The 16,710-nt window shown below is 69.0% G+C and carries 15 protein-coding genes and 1 pseudogene; 3 read left to right on the forward strand and 13 right to left on the reverse strand.

Annotation, left to right across the window (positions count from 1 at the left end):
- From EPO51_RS10960 to modA, 9 genes and pseudogenes are all read right to left on the reverse strand, one after another.
- The gene (locus EPO51_RS10960) at nt 1-1,110 is read right to left on the reverse strand and encodes an acyltransferase family protein (protein WP_293350039.1); all 1,110 of its coding nucleotides are present in this window, start codon (nt 1,108-1,110) and stop codon (nt 1-3) included.
- Between the two features lie 109 nt (nt 1,111-1,219).
- Nucleotides 1,220-2,374: a rod shape-determining protein RodA gene (gene rodA / locus EPO51_RS10965; RefSeq protein WP_293350042.1), complete on the reverse strand. Its 1,155-nt coding sequence runs from the start codon at nt 2,372-2,374 to the stop codon at nt 1,220-1,222.
- Nucleotides 2,371-4,305 (reverse strand): penicillin-binding protein 2, encoded by a 1,935-nt coding sequence (gene mrdA / locus EPO51_RS10970; RefSeq protein ID WP_293350045.1) that lies wholly within the window; start codon nt 4,303-4,305, stop codon nt 2,371-2,373. Before mrdA (EPO51_RS10970) ends, rodA begins: the two co-directional genes overlap by 4 nt.
- 8 nt (nt 4,306-4,313) lie before the next feature.
- A complete protein-coding gene (mrdA, locus tag EPO51_RS10975) occupies nt 4,314-6,290 on the reverse strand; it encodes a penicillin-binding protein 2 (protein ID WP_293350048.1) in 1,977 nt (658 codons plus the stop codon).
- 4 nt (nt 6,291-6,294) lie between these two features.
- Entirely contained in the window at nt 6,295-6,810 is a 516-nt protein-coding gene (locus EPO51_RS10980; protein ID WP_293350051.1) for a hypothetical protein, read from the reverse strand.
- Nucleotides 6,811-6,989: 179 nt separating this feature from the next.
- A pseudogene (mreC, locus tag EPO51_RS10985) lies at nt 6,990-8,030 on the reverse strand (rod shape-determining protein MreC); the annotation flags it as partial.
- Between the two features lie 33 nt (nt 8,031-8,063).
- Nucleotides 8,064-9,107 carry a rod shape-determining protein gene (locus tag EPO51_RS10990; RefSeq protein WP_012522835.1) on the reverse strand — a complete coding sequence of 348 codons (1,044 nt, stop codon included), beginning with the start codon at nt 9,105-9,107 and terminating at the stop codon, nt 8,064-8,066.
- A gap of 248 nt (nt 9,108-9,355) precedes the next feature.
- Nucleotides 9,356-10,039: a molybdate ABC transporter permease subunit gene (gene modB, locus EPO51_RS10995; protein WP_293350077.1), complete on the reverse strand. Its 684-nt coding sequence runs from the start codon at nt 10,037-10,039 to the stop codon at nt 9,356-9,358.
- Nucleotides 10,036-10,779 (reverse strand): molybdate ABC transporter substrate-binding protein, encoded by a 744-nt coding sequence (gene modA / locus EPO51_RS11000; RefSeq protein WP_293350080.1) that lies wholly within the window; start codon nt 10,777-10,779, stop codon nt 10,036-10,038. The genes modB and modA overlap by 4 nt, the downstream gene beginning before the upstream one ends.
- A gap of 39 nt (nt 10,780-10,818) precedes the next feature.
- Between modA and EPO51_RS11005 the strand changes: the two genes are divergently transcribed.
- From EPO51_RS11005 to EPO51_RS11015, 3 genes are all read left to right on the forward strand, one after another.
- Nucleotides 10,819-11,586, forward strand: a complete 768-nt coding sequence (locus EPO51_RS11005; RefSeq protein ID WP_293350083.1) for a TOBE domain-containing protein — start codon at nt 10,819-10,821, stop codon at nt 11,584-11,586.
- A 9-nt stretch (nt 11,587-11,595) separates the two neighbouring features.
- Nucleotides 11,596-12,096: a molybdopterin-binding oxidoreductase gene (locus EPO51_RS11010; RefSeq protein WP_293350086.1), complete on the forward strand. Its 501-nt coding sequence runs from the start codon at nt 11,596-11,598 to the stop codon at nt 12,094-12,096.
- A 109-nt stretch (nt 12,097-12,205) separates the two neighbouring features.
- Nucleotides 12,206-12,466: an alkylphosphonate utilization protein gene (locus tag EPO51_RS11015; protein ID WP_293351128.1), complete on the forward strand. Its 261-nt coding sequence runs from the start codon at nt 12,206-12,208 to the stop codon at nt 12,464-12,466.
- Here EPO51_RS11015 and EPO51_RS11020 read toward each other — a convergent pair.
- The 4 genes from EPO51_RS11020 to EPO51_RS11035 all read right to left on the reverse strand — a co-directional run bounded on the left by EPO51_RS11020 (nt 12,463) and on the right by EPO51_RS11035 (nt 16,621).
- A complete protein-coding gene (locus tag EPO51_RS11020; RefSeq protein WP_293350089.1) occupies nt 12,463-13,344 on the reverse strand; it encodes a DMT family transporter in 882 nt (293 codons plus the stop codon). The genes EPO51_RS11015 and EPO51_RS11020 overlap by 4 nt on opposite strands.
- A 153-nt stretch (nt 13,345-13,497) precedes the next feature.
- Complete coding sequence (locus EPO51_RS11025; RefSeq protein WP_293350092.1) at nt 13,498-15,090, reverse strand: 2-isopropylmalate synthase; 1,593 nt, start codon at nt 15,088-15,090, stop codon at nt 13,498-13,500.
- A 209-nt stretch (nt 15,091-15,299) separates the two neighbouring features.
- Nucleotides 15,300-15,917, reverse strand: coding sequence for a glutathione S-transferase family protein (locus EPO51_RS11030; protein ID WP_293350095.1), 618 nt, complete (start codon nt 15,915-15,917; stop codon nt 15,300-15,302).
- A complete protein-coding gene (locus EPO51_RS11035) occupies nt 15,914-16,621 on the reverse strand; it encodes a TVP38/TMEM64 family protein (RefSeq protein WP_293350098.1) in 708 nt (235 codons plus the stop codon). The genes EPO51_RS11030 and EPO51_RS11035 overlap by 4 nt, the downstream gene beginning before the upstream one ends.
- Nucleotides 16,622-16,710: the final 89 nt, after the last annotated feature.

Genomic DNA, 16,710 nt, shown 5'->3' on the forward strand with positions numbered 1-16,710 from the left:
CTAGGCTGTCGGCTCGGATCCCGAAGCCACCTCGGGCGGCACGATGGGCGCCACCCGCCGCCCGTACCCCGGCAGGCGCGACTTCAGCGCCATGGCCGGCTTTTCGATCGCGAACCAGCTTGCCGCCCCGCACAGCGCCGAACCGGCGATTGTCAGGAGGATCAGGGCCGGCAGCGGGACGTCGCGCCAGAACCAGATCAGCAGGAGCGAGATCGGCCAAGCGTAGAGATAGACGCCGTACGAGATGTCGTCCTTGGCGTTGATCGTCAGCAGCGGCTTCCACTTCACGGTCATCGCCAGCCAGAAGAGCGCATAGGCCCCCAGCGTCATGAGGGCCGGCTGGGCCAGCGCGGGCACGAACATGGCCGCGAACAACCCCAGCGCACATCCCGCCGCGATCCGGCCGTCGTAACGGACGCGGAACAGGCGGAAGCAGGCCCCGCACGCGAAGGTCGCGGTCAGGATCACGGTCTCGGGAAGCTGTCCGATAACCGCGTCGAGCGGCCGCGTCGCGCGGGCGAGCTGCTCGCCGAGAGGAACTTCGAACAGGAAGGTCGCCGCCACCAGCAGCGCCGTCATCGCCAGGTAGATCCGCGGGCGGGCATAGAGCCCCAGCCACCCCAGCGCCATCGCCAGGAGGTAGCAGCGGAACTCGTAGACGATGGTCCACATCGAGCCGTTCAGGGTCGAAAAGTGCAGGCCGGCGAACCCGCCATCCACCTCGGGCGGCTTCAGGAAGACCAGCCGCGCTAGGGCCGCAAGCCAGTCGCCGGCGCCCAGCGCGCCGAGAGCTACGCCGCCCAGCGGCGCCACGACGAACAGGCAGAGCAGGGAACAGACGACGAAGGCCGGATAGATCCTCAGCATCCGCTTGCCCAGATAGCCGCGCGGATCGGATATGTAGCTGCCGGTGATCAGGTAGCCGCTGATCAGGAAGAAGCCGAGTACGGAGAACCGGCCGAAGTCGATCGCGCCGCCGAACAGCTGCATCATCGGCTCACGGCCGGTGTCGCCGTCCAGCATCTGCGGCGCATGCGACAGGATCACGCCCGTCGCGAACAGTAGGCGCAGCGCCCCGAAGCCATTCCTGCGATCCGCCTGTCCCGACATGAACCCCGATCGCACTCCGGTCTCTTGGTCTCGCCTGCCCCTGCAAGCGCGAGGCCGCGCCGTCCGCCCGACTAGCACGAATACGCGCCGGGCGGGCCTGGGGACGCCGTCAGACGAACGAGCCCTTGCCGCTGGTGACTTCCGCGTAGCGGTGGACGCGCACGGACTGCACAAGCCCGAAGCCGATCATCACCGTCAGCATCACCGTGCCGCCATAGCTCAGCATCGGCATGGGCACGCCCACCACCGGCGCGAGGCCCATGACCATGGCGCCGTTGATCAAGACGTAGAGGGTGAAGGTGGCCGTGACGCCCGCCGCCGCCAGCCGGCCGAAGTGGCTGTGGCTGAGATAGGACGTCCGGAGCGCCATGAAGATGGCCGCCGCGTAGAGGACCAGCAGCGAGACGCAGCCGACGAACCCGAACTCCTCGGCCAGGGTGGCGAAGATGAAGTCGGTCTGCTTCTCGGGCAGGAAGTTGAGCTGGCTCTGCGAGCCCAGGCCGTAGCCCTTGCCCAGCAGCCCGCCGGAGCCCAGGGCGATCATCGACTGCAGGATGTGGTAGCCCGAGCCGGACGGATCGCTCTCGGGGTCCAGGAAGGTCAGCACCCGCTGGCGCTGGTACTCGTGCATGCCGAACATCACGAAGGGTGGGATCACCGCCAGCGCGCCCGCCAGCGCCGCGCCGATGACCTTCCACGACAGGCCCGCCAGCATGACGATGGCCCCGCCGGTGAGCGCGATCAGCATGGCCGTGCCTAGGTCCGGCTGGTGCGCCACCAGCAGCACCGGCACGCCGATCATCAGGGCCGGAACCAGCAGCCACCAGGAGAGCCTGGCGCGCTCGGCCGAGACCCCGTGGTAGAGCCGCGCCAGCGCCAGCACGATCCCCAGCTTCATCACCTCGGATGGCTGGAAGCTGAAGCTGCCGATCGAGAGCCAGCGCTGGGCGCCCAGGCGCACGTCGCCCACCGCCTCCACCGCCACCAGCAACAGGAGGCCCAGGCCATAGACCGGATAGGCCAGGGCGAACCACACCCGGATGTCGATCATGGCGAGCGCGATCATCAGCAGCAGGCAGATACCGAAGCGCGCCACATGAGCCGCTGCCCAGGGTGTCCAGGACGATCCGGCGATCGAGAACAGCATTAGGGCGCCGGCCCCTGCGATCAGGCTCAGCACCAGAACGAAGACCCAGTCCAGCTCGGCCAGCTTGACGATCAGCCGGTCGCGTTCGCCGGGACGGGTCAGGGCGGAGACGGTCATACTTTGGCTCCGGGGTCGGTGGGCGTGGCGGCGGGAGCCTCGTCAGGCGCGGGCGGCATGGGCGTGACGGTCTCCACGCGCTTCATCACCTCGGGGTCCTTCAGCAGGACCGTACGCATGATCTCGCGCGCCCGCGGGGCGGCGGCGCTGGCCCCGAACCCGCCGTGCTCGACCAGGACGCTGATCGCATAGCGCGGGTCGTCATAGGGGGCGAAGGCCACGAACCAGGCGTGGTCGCGCAGCTTCCAGGCTCCCGCGGTGCCATGCACGCCACGGCCGGCGCCGTAGGAATAGGCCTGCGCCGTCCCGGTCTTGCCGGCCATCTTGATCGGCCCCAGACCCAGATCGGAGACCCGCGCCGCGGTGCCGATGCCGGTGGTCACGGCCGCCATGGCCTCGCGCACGAAGTGCAGGTGCCCCTTGTCGACCGGCAAGTCGCCCCAGGCCGCGCCCGACTTCTGCTCCACGCCGCCGATCGAGCGGATCAGGCGCGGGTGCAACGCCTTTTCGCCGTTGGCGATACGGGACGTCATCACGCAGAGCTGCAGCGGGTTCAGGTTGGTGTAGCCCTGGCCAATGCCCATGCTGGGCGTCTCGCCGGGATGCCACTTGGGGTCCTTGGGGAACCGGCGAGCCTTGTAGGCAGTGTCGGGCACCAGGCCTTTCTTCTGGCCGGGGATGCCGATGTCGAAGATCTCGCCCAGGCCGAACTTGCGCGCCGTGTCGGCGATCTTGTCCGGGCCGATCGCCAGCGCGGTCTGGTAGAAATAGATGTCGCACGAGGTGGCGATGGCGTTGTGCATGTCCTGCGCGCCATGCACCTGGTCGCACTTCCAGGTGCGGCCGAAGAACCAGTGGCCGGTGCAGACGTGCACGGTCTTGGGGTCGTAGCCGTTCTCGAGCGCCGAGAGCGCCACCATGGTCTTGAAGGTCGAGCCCGGCGGATAGGTCGCGGTCAGCGCCTTGTTGAACAGCGGCTTGTGGTCGTAGCCGGACAGCGCCCGGTACTCGGCGCCCGTCAGGCCGCGCACGAATTTATTGGCATCGAAACTGGGCCCTGAGAACAGGCAGAGCAGGTCTCCGTTGCGAACGTCCATGACCACGGCCGCGCCGCTCTCGGCCCCGAACACCTCCTCGGCGCGGAGCTGCACGTCGATGTCGAGCGTAAGCTCGATCGTCTTGCCGGGCGTGGCGGGAATGTCGCCCTGGGGGTCCTCGCGCACCTGCCGGCCGTTGGCGTCCACCTCGACCTTTTGCGCGCCCGCCTTCCCGCGCAGTTCCGCATCGAACGCCTTTTCCACGCCCTGCTTCCCGATCCGGAAGCTGGGGTGGAGCATGATCGGATCGGGAGACGGGCCCGCATTGTCCACGTCCTCGCGGTTCACCTTGGCCACGTAGCCGATCACGTGGGCGAAGGCGCCGCCGTAGGGATAGACCCGCACCTCGCCCATGTCGGCGGTGACGCCGGGCAGCTCGGGCTCGCGGACGCTGATGGCGCTGAACTGCTCCCAGCTCATGTCCTCCATGACCTGGACCGGCGCGCGCTTCGGGGCGGAGTTTATATCCTTGAGCAGGCGGCGCTGGCGCGCCTCGTCCAGCGGCACGAACTCGGCCAGGGTGTGCAGCGTGGCCTCGGGATCCACGCCCTTGTCGCGGGCAACCATCAGCCGGAAGTTCGGCCGATTGGCCGCCAGCACAGCCCCGTTCCGGTCGACGATCATGCCGCGCGGCGCCGGCAGGAGCTTGAAGTTGAACTGGTTCGAGCTCGCCATCTTCTCGTAGCGCTGGGTCTCGAAGAGCTGGAGGTAGGCCAGCCGCGCGCAGAGCGCGCCGACGCCCAGGCCCGCGAACGCGCCCAGGATGACCGTCCGGCGGTGGAACGTCCCCTGCCGCTCGTTGACCTCTTCGAAGAAGATGGCGGGCTGCGTCATGGCGCGGCTCAGATCGTCCGTTCGACGTTCGAGACGGCGGGCACCGTGTCGAGCTCGGTATCCGGGATGATCTCCGGCATCGGCAGCGGCTTCTGGATGCCCGAGATCAGCTCGGGGTCCTTCAGCAGGGCGGTGCGCATGATCTCTCGCGCCCGCGGCGCCGCCGCCGTCGATCCGCCCATGCCATGCTGCACGATCACCGCGATGGCATAGCGCGGCTGGTCGATGGGGGCGAATGCGACAAAGAGGCCATGGTCGCGCAGGCCCCAGGTGCCGCCCTTCCCGCGCGAACCGCCGCTGTCGTAGTTGCGCACCTGGGCCGTGCCGGTCTTGCCCGCCATCAGGATGTTTCCCAGGCCGAGCTGGCTGGCCCGCCAGGCGGTGCCGCCCTGGCTCTGGTCGGTCACCGCGGCCATGCCGGCCCGCACCCGGTCGATGTGCTCCCGGGGGAACGGAAGGTCCGGTGCGTCCGAACCGCGCGGCCGCTCCTTTCCGCCGACCGACTTGATGAGCCGTGGATTCAGCGCCTTGTACTCACGGTTGGCCAGCCGGGCGGTCATCACGGCCAGCTGCAGGCAGTTCACCTGCAGATAGCCCTGGCCGATGGCGTAGGAGAGGTTCTCGCCCGGCCACCAGGGTTGTTGGGCCTCGTTCTTGGAGAAGTAGCGCTTCTTCCAGGCCGGATCCGGGACAATGCCCTTCTTCTGGCCGGGGATGCCGATGTCGAAGGTCTGCCCCAAGCCGAACGCCCGCGCCGCCTGGGCGATCCGGTCCGGACCGACCCTGAGCGACATCGAATAGAAATAGGTGTCGCAGGAGTTCTTGATCGCGTCGTGCAGGTTCTGCGAGCCGTGGCCGCCGCGCTTGTGGCAGTGGAAGTAGCGACCGCCGAAGTTCATCCCGCCGCCGCAGGAGACCCGCGCCTCGGGGTCGATGCCGGCCATCAGCACCGCCAGCGCGGTCATGGTCTTGAAGGTTGAGCCCGGCGGGTAGAGGCCGGTCAGGCACTTGTCCAGCAGTGGCTTGCGCTCGTAGCCGGACAGGGCCCGATACTCCGCCCCGGTCAGGCCGCGGACGAAGCGGTTGGCGTCGAAGCTGGGCGCGGAGCTCATGCAGAGGATGTCGCCGGTGCGACAGTCCATCATCACCGCCCCGCCGCTCTCCTCGCCGAACACCTCCAGCGCGCGGTTCTGGATATCGACGTCGAGGGTCAGTTGAACCTCGTCGCCGGGCACGGCGGGAATGTCGCCGTCCACGTCGTGGCCGACCTCGCGGCCATTGGCGTCGACCTCGACCTTGTGTGCGCCGGGACGGCCGCGCAGCTCGGCGTCCAGCGCCTTCTCGACCCCCTGCTTGCCGATCCGGAAGCCCGGATGGAGCATGATCGGGTCGGGGACGCCTCCCGCCTTGCCGATGGCGTCGATGTCGTCCTTGTTCACCTTGGCCACGTAGCCGATCACGTGGGCGAAGGCGCCGCCGTGGGGATAGACCCGCACCTCGCCCACGTCGGCGGTGACGCCGGGCAGCTCGGGCGCGCGGACGTTGATGGCCGAGAACTGCTCCCAGCTCATGTCCTCCATCACCGGGACCGGCGCGCGCTTGGGGGCGTTGTGGATGTCCTTCAGCAGGCGCCGCTGCCGGGCGTCGTCCAGCGGCACGAAGCTGGCGAGCGTCTTGAGCGTCGCCTCGGTGTCCATGCCCTTGTCGCGGGCCACCATCAGCCGGAAGTTCGGCCGGTTCGCCGCCAGGACCGCGCCGTTGCGGTCGACGATCACGCCGCGCGGCGCCGGGGCCAGCTTGAAGTTGAACTGGTTGGAGGTCGCCAGCTTCTCGTAGCGCTGGGTCTCGAAGAGCTGGAGATAGGCCAGTCGGGCGCCCAGGGCGGAGATGCCGATCCCGGCGAAGGCGCCCAGCAGGATCGCCCGGCGATGGAACAGGCCCTGCCGCTCGTTGACCTCCGCGAAGAAGATGGCCGGTTGCGTCATGGCCTTAGCGGAACCTCACATCGGCGTCTTCGAAGCGATCGATGAGCCGGTCGGCGAAGGGATAGAGAACGACCGTCGCGAGGAATTGCCAACCCACTGACGCCGGATAGGGCGCGTTCTGGGTGTCCAGCATGGTGAAAAGATAGCCCGCGCCGATCGCCAGCGCCGTCGACAGTCCGTACCAGACCCACATCATCACCTGGTTCTGGCCCGCCAGGATGCTGCGCGCGCCCAGAACGATGCCGTAGGGCAGCAGCAGGCACACCGCCCAGAAGCCGATCGGGCTGCCCCAGATCAGGTCCAGGAAGAAGCCCATGGTCATGACGCCCACCGGCGCCAGCATCGAGGGCCGGATCACCGCCCAGGCGAAAACCACGGGAAGGGCGAACACCGGCTCGGGCAGGCCCAGGCCCCAGAACCGCATCGGCACGGCGAAGACCATGGTCGCGGCGATCACGTACAGCATCGGCACGCCCAGCCAGCGCCAGGGCGCGAGGGGACGGGCCCCGCCGCTGCTCACGGCGGTCCTCCGGACGGTTGGGTGGTCTTGGGCGCGGGCGCTTTCGGCGCGGGCGTCGCCGTAGGCCTCGCTGGCGGGGTCGCTGTCTTCGCCGGGGGAACCGAAGCCTTCGCCGCAGGCTGGGCCGGCGTCGCAGCCTTCGGCGTAGGCGTGGTCGTCTTCGCTGCGGGCGTCGTCGCCCTGGCCACAGGCTGGGCCGGCGGCGTCGTTCTCGGCGCCGGGCTCGCGCCGCCAGCTGTCGCGCCGGCCGGCGCGGGCGTGGCGGGGATCGACGCCCCAGCCGCGGGCACGGTTGCGGGCACGGGCGGCGGCAGGGTCGTGGCGCCCGGGGTGGGCGGCGGCGGCGCCGTGTGCTGCAGCTTCCTGGTGTCGGCGACCTGGGTGAAATCCTCGAACAACAGGATGCGCACGAAGTCCACGGCCGCCTTGTCGGAGGCCAGCACCACCCGCCAGCGGCCATCCAGGCCCTTGACCGCCACGCCCACCGGGAGGCCGCGCGGGAAGACGCCGCCATCACCGGAAGTCAGAATGCGGTCGCCGCTCTTCACCGGGTCCTGGCCGCGCAGGTACTCCAGCTTCGGATTCGGCCCGCCGTCGCCGGTCAGGATGGCGCGGGAATTGGTCCGGTCGATCATCACCGGCGTGCGCGAGGCCGCATCGGTCAGCAGCAGCACGCGGCTGACCCCCTCGGTCACGCCGACGATCCGGCCCACCAGGCCGTTCTCGCTCATCACCGGATTGCCCGGCTTGATCCCCTTCTCCGAGCCGGCGTTGGCCAGGCGGGAGTTGGCGAAGGGCCCGCGGGAGTCGGTGACGATCCGCGCCGTCGCCATCGGGATCGGGGGGTCGGTCTTCAGGCCCAGCACCGTGCGGTAGCGCTCGTTCGTGTCGCGCAGTGCAATGGCCACGTCGCGCCACTGCCGCATGTTCTCGAGCTCGACGCGCAGGCGGCGGTTCTCCGAGACCGCGAAGAAGTAGCCGCGGATGCCATCGACGCCCTGCCCGGTCAGCCGGCCGGGGGTGGACAGCGCATCGCCCACCGGCGCCATGACCCTGTCCGCCATTGTGCGGGGATTGCCATAGGCGTCGGTGTCGAACGCCTCGCGGCGGTCGGACAGCAGGATCGCGACGGACGCGATCAGCACAACGATGAAGACGATGCCCGCCGTCCAGGTCAGCGGGACCTTCAGTTCGCCGAGCGGGTTGTCCCTCAAGGACATCTAGGCCTAGCCCCTACCCCCTCCGCCTGGTCGTCAGGCCAGCGTCGATTCCAGGACGCCCTTCATCCACTTGGGATGTTCGAGCACCTTGCCGCAGCCCAGGGCCACGCACGACAGCGGGTCGTCGGCCACGGTCACCGGCAGGCCGGTGTGGTCGCGGATCTCGGCGTCCAGGCCGCGGAGCAGCGCGCCGCCGCCGGTCAGCATGATGCCCTTGTCGGCGATGTCGGAGGCCAGTTCCGGAGGCGTGGCTTCCAGCGCCATCTTCACCGCATCGACGATCTGGCCGACCGGCTCGGAGAGGGCGTCGGACGCCTGCTTTTCCGAAATGCGCACTTCGCGCGGCACGCCCTGCATCAGGTCGCGACCCTTGACCTCGATGGAGAGGCCCTCGCCGTCGGCGGGCGCGCGAGCGGTGCCGATCTCCTTCTTGATCCGCTCGGCGGTGGTCTCGCCGATCAGGAGGTTATGGTTGCGGCGCATGTAGCTGATGATCGCCTCGTCCATCTTGTCGCCGCCGACGCGGACCGAGCGGGAATAGACGATGCCCGAGAGCGACAGCACGGCCACCTCGGTGGTGCCGCCGCCGATGTCGACCACCATCGAGCCGGTGGGTTCGTGGATGGGCAGGCCGGCCCCGATCGCAGCCGCCATGGGCTCGTCGATCAGGCCCACGCGACGGCCACCCGCATTGAGGCACGAGTCATTGATGGCGCGGCGTTCCACGGCGGTGGCGCCCGACGGCACGCACACGATCACCTTGGGGTTCACGAAGCCCTTGCGGTTGTGAACCTTGCGGATGAAGTATTTGATCATCTCCTCGGCGACTTCGAAGTCGGCGATCACGCCGTCGCGCATCGGACGGATGGCTTCCATGTGGCCCGGTGTGCGGCCCAGCATCTGCTTGGCCTCTATGCCCACCGCATGGACCACCTTGCGGCCGCCGACGTTGCGCAGCGCCACGACGGAGGGCTCGTTGAGCACGATGCCCTTGCCCTTCATGTAGATCAGCGTGTTGGCGGTGCCGAGGTCGATGGCGATGTCGTTCGAGATGGCGCCGAAGAGCGAAGAGATCATGCAGAGCCCTGAGGGATAGGGGCGAAAGTGACGAACCGGCCGAGGGTCCCAAAGGCGGCGCGGCTGACACATGAGGATGCGTCGAGTCGCTACGCTTTGTCTGGCGGGCTTTCACCCCCCTCTGCCCTGATGAATAGGGCATTTCAAGGCTTAATGAGCCGTATGCGCTTTCGCGTCGCGCGCGAAATGCTTCGCGACCCTTCGCCGCGGAATCGCCCGATTCCCGACGCAGGCCGCCGAACGGCGGTCTACCGCTCGTTGAGCGGGGGCGCCGCGACACGCCGCTCGAGCCTCAGCAGGGTCAGCACCACCGCAAAGCCGAACACCGCCAGGAGCGCCGCCATGGCGTGCGCCCGCCCCCATTCCAGCGCCTCCACCGACTTGTAGATCTCGATGGAGAGCACGTTGGTGGTCCCCGGAATGCCGCCGCCGATCATCAGCACCACGCCGAACTCGCCGATGGTGTGGGCGAAGGTGAGAATGGCGGCCACCACGTACCCCGGGACCGACAGCGGCGCCGCCACCCGCCAGAAGGTCTGCCAGCCCGAGGCGCCCAGCGTGGCGGCGGCGTCTAGGTTGTCCTCGCCGACGGCGCGGAAGGCGTTGCGCAGGGGCTGGACCGCGAAGGGCAGCGAATAGAGCACCGAGCCGATCACCAAGCCCTCGAACGTGAAGGCCAGCGTGCGAACCCCCAGCGCCTGGAACGGGATCATCAGCGGGCTGTTCGGCCCCAGCGCGATCAGCAGGTAGAAGCCCAGCACCGTGGGCGGCAACACGATGGGCAAGGCGACCAGGGCGCCGACGATCTCGGTGCGCCAGCCGCGGCCTCGCGCCAGCCACCAGGCGAGCGGCGTGGCCAGCACCAGCAGGATCGCGGTGGTGACGCCCGCCAGCCTGAGCGTCAGCCAGAGGACGTCGGCGAAGGCGTTCAAGGAACCTCGTAGCCGTATTTTCGGATGATCGCCCTGACCTCGGCGCTTCGCAGGAAGCTCATGAAAGCCCTGGCCGCGGGATCGCCCGCGGCGGTCTTCAACAGGACCGCCTGCTGGTCGATCGGTGTGTGGTTCGCCGCAGGCACGGTCCAGCGAGAGCCGCCCTTGACCGCGACGACCTGGGACAGGGCCACGAAGCCCAGCTCGGCGGCGCCCGTGTCGATGAACTGGTAAGCCTGGGTGATCGAGGTCCCCTGCACCAGCTTGGGCGAAAGCGCGTCGTAAACGCCCAGCTTCCGCATCGTCTCGACCGCCGCGACGCCGTAAGGCGCGGTCTTGGGGTCGGCGATCGCGATCTTGTTGAACTTCCCCGTCTTCAGGATCGCCCCCCTGCCGTCGACCAGCCCGGGCGTCTTCGAATAGAGCACCAGCCGGCCGACGGCGTAGGTGAACCGGCTGCCGGGCACGCCCAGTCCCTCGGCCTCGGCCTTCTCCGGCCGCTCCCGGTCGGCCGAGAGGAACACCCCGAACGGCGCCCCGTTGGCGATCTGAGCGTAGAACTGGCCCGACGAGCCGACGCTGAGGACGGCGTCATGGCCGGTGCGGGCCTTGAACCGTGCGGCGATCTCCCTGGCGGGCTCGGCGAAGTTGGCGGCGACCGCGACCTTCACCTCGGCGGCGAGCGCGGGACTCGCGAAGACGAGAGCCAGGACGACGGAAAGCAGTGCCGTGATGCGCATGGTGCGTTATGTAGCCGGACTACATAACGGAGTGAAGGGATGCTGAGCGCCACGGTGACCCTGGAGCGCGCGGGCCTGCCCCGGGTGGCCCTGGCGCGGATGGCGCTGGTCGAAGCCGTGGGCGAGCTGGGGTCAATCAGCGCAGCCGCCCGCAAGGTTGGCCTCTCCTACAAGGCCGCCTGGGACGCGGTTCAGGCTCTCAACAACCTGTTCGACGCGCCGCTGATCAGCGCTGCGCCCGGTGGCAAGGCCGGCGGAGCGGCCCAGGTCACGCCCCGTGGCCAGGCGGCGCTTGCTGCGTTCCGGCGTGTCCAGGCCGAGATGGACGCGGCTCTGGCCAAGCTGGACCAGGGTCTCGGCGCGGATGTTTTCTGGAGCCTCGGCATGAAGACCAGCGCCCGCAACGCCCTTCGGGGCCGCATCGTCCGCGTCACGACCGGCACGGTGAACACCGAGGTGACCCTCAGGCTGGCCGACGGCCTCGATATCGTCGCCATCGTCACCGCCCACAGCGTCGAAGAACTGGGGTTGGCGGAAGGCGCGCCCGCCATCGCGCTCATCAAGTCCAGCTTCGTGATCCTGGCCAAGGGCGAAGGCCTGCGCACCTCGGCCCGCAACCAGATCGCCGGGACCGTGGCGGCCCGCGAGGACGGCGCCGTCAACAGCGAGGTCCGGCTCGATATCGGCGCCGGCAAGACGCTGGTGGCGACGATCACGCTGGACAGCGCGCAGGCGCTGGACCTGGCGGTCGGCGATGCAGTCACCGCCTTGGTGAAGGCGCCGCACGTCATCCTGGCCATCGAGTAGGAACTACCCTTGAAGCACCCGATCTTCGCCATGGTCCTTGCGGCTCTCGCCGCCCCTGCCTCAGCCCAAAGCCTCGCTCTCAAGGGCCCCTCCGGCCAGGCCGTGACCGTAACCGCCGCAGAGGTCGCGAAGCTCCCGCGAGTAAGCTTCGTGTTCGATGCGCACGGGCAGAAGCATACCTACGAGGGCCCGTTGCTGATCGAGGTGCTGGCCAAGGCCGGCGTCCCGACGGGCAAGGCGCTGCGCGGGCCAGCGCTGGCCCATGCCGTCGTGGTGCGAGCCTCTGACGGCTATGCGGTGGTCTATGGCCTGGCCGAGCTCGATCCGGGCACCCGGCCGAACCGCATCATCCTGGCGGACAAGGCCGACGGCGCGGCGCTGGACGCCAAGGACGGGCCGTTCAAGGTGGTGGCCGAGGGCGACCTGCGGCCGGCGCGCGGGGCGCGGCTGATCACGTCGATCGAAGTCGTGAACCTGGGCGGCGGCGGCGCGCCGCTTTCGCACGACTAGAGCTTTGCTGGCGCCCACCCGCCGAACCCTCTAAGGCCTGCCCCACACCAGGGAGGACGGCATGAGCGAGGACGGCGACTTCGTCTACGACGAGGCCACGGGCGAGTGGATCAGCGCGGCCGATGCGGCCGAGCGCGCCAGGGCGGCCGGGACAGTCGAGGTCCGCGACGCGGTGGGCAACCTGCTGGCCGACGGGGACGCCGTCACCCTGATCAAGGACCTCAAGGTCAAGGGCGCGGGGGGGCAGACGCTGAAGCGCGGCACGGTGATCCGCTCGATCCGCTTGACGGGCGACGCCCAGGAGATCGACTGCCGGCACGAGAGCATCAAGGGCCTCGTCCTGCGGGCCGAATTCGTGAAGAAGAACTAGCCGAGGGCGCAGAGCAGCAGGCCCACCGCCGTCAGCCCGCCGCCGATCCACTGGCGTGGCCGCAGCTTCTCGCGGAACAGCTTGCGGCCCACGGCGGCGGCGATCGGCCCTTCGATCAGGCCCACCGCCCGCACCGGCGCGGCCGGCGCCAGCGCGAGCGCGCCGAACCAGCAGGCCGACGCCGCGGAGCCGAAGAACCCCGCCGCCAAGGAGGACTTCCAGCTCCCGGTCACCGACCTGAGCGCCTGCGGCCGCGTGATCGCCAGGATGGAGGTCAGCACCAGCGACTGCATAGCCTGGGCGACCACGAGGGCCGCGCTCGAGGAGAACAGCGGGTGTTGGGGATCGAGGGATTGCCCGGCCTCGCGGAAGCCGTTGAAGGCGACGGCGAACGCCGCGCCGGACGCGAGGCCCAGCAGCCCGCCGACCAGGTCGGCGCGGCCGTGCCCCCGCCGGGGCCAGGACAACACCAGCAGTCCCAGCGTCGCCACCGCCACGCCCGCCCAAACGCCGCCGCTCAGTCGGTCGCCCAGCACCAGCCAGCCCATGATCGCCGCCAGCGGGAGGGACGACTGCTGCAGCATGGTCGCCACGGCGAATCCCGACCGGCTCATGGCCATCAGCAGGATCGCAGTGGCTGTCACCTGGCTGATCGCGCCGATGATCGCGCCCGACCAGAACGGAGCGCCCCAGTGCGGTGTGGCGCCGGAGTTCAGCAGGGCGGCGACGGCGAAGATCGCGATCGAGAAGGGCAGGCCGAACAGGAAGCGCACCAGGGTGGCGCCCCAGGGGCCGGCGTCTTCCACCAGCCCGCGCTGCATGGCGTTGCGCGCCACCTGGAGCGGCGCGGCCACCAGGGTCAGGAGTATCCAGAGCATTCCGGTGTCATCCCGGTTTTCGCGCAGCGAAAGACCGGGACACACACGCACCTGACGGTACGCGCGAACCCACGACGATCGGGCGCTTATGGGTCCCGGACAAGCCGCCTATGCGGCTTTCCGGGATGACAAATTTTGTGAGTGGTTCGGGTTCTAGAACCCGCTGGCGACCTTGCCCGGCGCGCTCTTTTCCTTCCTCGCGAAGAGGTTGTTGAGCGCGTTGACATAGGCCTTGGCCGAGGCGGTGAGCGTGTCCGTGTCCGCCGCCGAGCCGGTGGCGATGCGGCCGTCGTCCTCGAGCCGGACCGAGACCTGGGCCTGGGCGTCGGTGCCCTCGGTCACCGCGTGCACCTGGAAGAGGCGCAGGATGGCGTCGTGCGGCACCACCGCGTGGATGGCGTTGAACACCGCGTCCACGGGGCCGTCGCCGGTGGCGTTGGCCGACTTCTCGACACCGTCGATGGTCACCGTCAGGAAGGCCTCCTGCGGCCCCTCGGTGCCGGCGATCACCCGCAGGTGCTTCACCTGGACCTTGTCGGCGCTGGAGGCCAGGGCGTCGTCCACCAGGGCGATGATGTCGTCGTCGAAGACGTGCTTCTTCTTGTCGGCCAGGTCCTTGAAGCGCTGGAACGCCTCGTTGAGCGCGTTCTGGCCCAGTTCGTAGCCCAGGTCCTTCAGCTTCTCGCGGAAGGCGTGGCGGCCCGAGTGCTTGCCCATGACCAGGTTCGAGGAGCCCTGCCCCACGTCCTCGGGCTGCATGATCTCGTAGGTGCCGCGGTCCTTCAGCATCCCGTCCTGGTGGATGCCGCTCTCGTGGGCGAAGGCGTTCTTGCCGACGATCGCCTTGTTGAACTGGACCGGGAAGCCGGTGATCGCCGAGACGTAGCGGCTGGCCCGGGTGATGTGCTGGGTCTCGATGCCGGTGAAGAACGGCAGGGTGTCGCCGCGGACCCGCAGGGCCATGACGATCTCTTCCAGCGCCGCGTTGCCGGCCCGCTCGCCGATGCCGTTGACCGCCACCTCGACCTGGCGCGCGCCGCCCTGGACCCCGGCCAGGCTGTTGGCGACCGCCAGGCCCAGGTCGTTGTGGCAGTGAGTGGAGAAGATGACGGTGTCGGCGCGGTCCACGTTGGCGATGATGTCGCGGAACATCTCGGCATACTCGGACGGATAGCTGTAGCCCACCGTGTCCGGCAGGTTGATGGTGGTGGCGCCGGCGCGGATCGCGGCATCGACGCAGCGGCGCAGGAAGTCCTGCTCCGTGCGCGTGGCGTCCTGGGCCGACCACTCCACGTCGCCGCACAGGTTGCGGGCATGGGTCACCGACTTGGTGATCATCTCCAGGATGTCTTCCTGGCTGGCGTGCAGGATGTGGTCGCGGTGGCTGGGGCTGGTGGACAGGAAGGTGTGGATCCGGCCACGCTTGGCCTTCCTTACCGCCTCGGCGCAGCGTTCGATATCGGCCATGCCGGCGCGGGCCAGGCCACATACGATGCTTTCCGTCACGATCTCGGAGATGGCGCGGACGGCCTCGAAGTCGCCGTTCGAGGCGATCGGGAAGCCGGCCTCGATCACGTCGACCTTCATGTCCTCGAGGATCTTCGCGAGTTCCAGCTTCTCGTCGTGCGACATGGAGGCGCCGGGCGACTGTTCGCCGTCGCGCATGGTGGTGTCGAAGACGATGACGCGGTCGCGCTCGGACGCGGTGGACGGGGCCGAAGCGGAATCGGTTACGGGAGCGGTCATTTCTCTGGGTCTCTTCGCGATGTTCAGTTCTGGGGACGGAGGTGTCAGACCCCTGGTCGCCCGGCCGCGAAGATGCGCGTGCCTAGAGAGGCGCCCAGGGGCGGCTAAGCCCCAGCGAGAGAAGAAGCAGGCTGTCGAGCCGCGTGCGCATGGCGCTGCATCTACAGAAACGACGACGCCGCCGCAAGCATCTTGCGCCCGACGCGGCTTTAAGCCGCCTCTTCGGCAAGAACCTTGCCGACCGCGGGCCGAGCCCGGATCCGCTCCCGGTGTTCGTAGACCTTGGGGAATTTCCGCGGATCGACCCCGTCGCCCTCGAGCCAGTCGGCCACGGTGAAGAGATAGCCGTCGCAGATCGAGAACGCCTCGCCCAGCACGTAGGGGCCCTTGAGGAACTCGTCCTCGATGAGCTGGAAGCAGGCGCCCACGGTCTGCGGGACCTTGCGGCGCATGTCCTCGAACGAGCTCTCCTCGTCGGCCCAGCGGTAGCCCCGGTGGCGGTGGGCGTGGGCCACGTGGACGGTGGAGGCGAGATAGCTGTTGAACGCCTGGGCCTGGGCGAAGGCCCACGGATCGGTCGGCGCCAGCTTCGCTTGCGGAAATGTCTGGGCGATCCAGGCCAGGATCGCGACGTTCTCGGTCAGCACGCCCTGCTCCGTGACCAGCGCCGGAACGCGCCCCTTGGGATTGATGGCCAGGTACTCGGGCTTGAGCTGCTCGCCTGCCCGGACGTTGGTGCGCACGGCCTCGTAGTCGGCGCCCGCCTCCTCCAGCGCAATGTGCGAGGCCAGCGAACACGAGCCCAGCGAATAGAACAGACGGATCATTCCTCTCCCTTTCCCCGTCGCTGCAGCCAGCGCCGTGCGAACCACCCAATGGCCAGCCATATGGCGGCGACGGCGACCAGTTCCACCCAGTGGCCGGCGATCTCGCCCTTCATCAGCTGGACGATCGACGCGCCCGCGGAAGCCGTGAGCGCGATCTTCGGGACGATGCCGATGCCCGTCCCGGCGATGAAATGCAGCGCCCGCATGGGGGTCACCCCGGCCGCCATGTTGACGACGATGAACGGCGCCGAGGGCACCAGCCGCACGATCAGGCTGGCCAGGAACCCGTTCTGGCCGACCAGCCGCATGAACCGCCGCACGCCGTCGCCCGAGAACCGCTCCAGCACTCGCGCGCCGGCGCTGCGCCCCAGGTAGAAGCCGACCAGCGCCGAGACCATGGTGCCGATCCAGCTGTAGGCCGCGCCGAGTTGCGGTCCGAAGGCCACCACCGCGGCGGCGATCAGCACGATCTGTGGCGTGCCGACGAAGGCCAGGGCGGCGAAGGCCGCGACGGCCACCGGCAACGACCACGGCCCCCGCGCCGCGCCGAGCCAGCCCTCCAGCGTCCGCTCGCCGTCAAAGCCCAGGAACTGGGCCCCGAAGAAGAAGACTACCCCCACCCCGCCGAACAGCACGAACGAGACCAGCAGCGAGCGCCACGCCTGGGCGTCGAGGTTCGACAGGAAGGCGAATATCCGGCGCATTCGGCCGGAGGGGTCGCGTGTTCGCGGGGCGCGGTCAAGAATGCTACGCTCCTGGGGCGAATTTGCATGTTGCGTTTTTACGCAACATG

It is taken from the genome of Phenylobacterium sp. (assembly GCF_004297125.1).
Classification (GTDB): domain Bacteria; phylum Pseudomonadota; class Alphaproteobacteria; order Caulobacterales; family Caulobacteraceae; genus Phenylobacterium.

What these genes read in the sequence shown, in the direction of transcription:
- EPO51_RS11020 (WP_293350089.1), bottom strand. Translation starts at nt 13,344, where the DNA reads ATGCTCTGGATACTCCTGACCCTGGTGGCCGCGCCGCTCCAGGTGGCG.
- rodA (WP_293350042.1), bottom strand. Translation starts at nt 2,374, where the DNA reads ATGACCGTCTCCGCCCTGACCCGTCCCGGCGAACGCGACCGGCTGATC.
- mrdA (WP_293350048.1), bottom strand. Translation starts at nt 6,290, where the DNA reads ATGACGCAACCGGCCATCTTCTTCGCGGAGGTCAACGAGCGGCAGGGC.
- EPO51_RS10990 (WP_012522835.1), bottom strand. Translation starts at nt 9,107, where the DNA reads ATGATCTCTTCGCTCTTCGGCGCCATCTCGAACGACATCGCCATCGAC.
- EPO51_RS11025 (WP_293350092.1), bottom strand. Translation starts at nt 15,090, where the DNA reads ATGACCGCTCCCGTAACCGATTCCGCTTCGGCCCCGTCCACCGCGTCC.
- EPO51_RS11005 (WP_293350083.1), top strand. Translation starts at nt 10,819, where the DNA reads ATGCTGAGCGCCACGGTGACCCTGGAGCGCGCGGGCCTGCCCCGGGTG.
- mrdA (WP_293350045.1), bottom strand. Translation starts at nt 4,305, where the DNA reads ATGACGCAGCCCGCCATCTTCTTCGAAGAGGTCAACGAGCGGCAGGGG.
- modA (WP_293350080.1), bottom strand. Translation starts at nt 10,779, where the DNA reads ATGCGCATCACGGCACTGCTTTCCGTCGTCCTGGCTCTCGTCTTCGCG.
- EPO51_RS11035 (WP_293350098.1), bottom strand. Translation starts at nt 16,621, where the DNA reads ATGCGCCGGATATTCGCCTTCCTGTCGAACCTCGACGCCCAGGCGTGG.
- EPO51_RS10960 (WP_293350039.1), bottom strand. Translation starts at nt 1,110, where the DNA reads ATGTCGGGACAGGCGGATCGCAGGAATGGCTTCGGGGCGCTGCGCCTA.
- EPO51_RS11030 (WP_293350095.1), bottom strand. Translation starts at nt 15,917, where the DNA reads ATGATCCGTCTGTTCTATTCGCTGGGCTCGTGTTCGCTGGCCTCGCAC.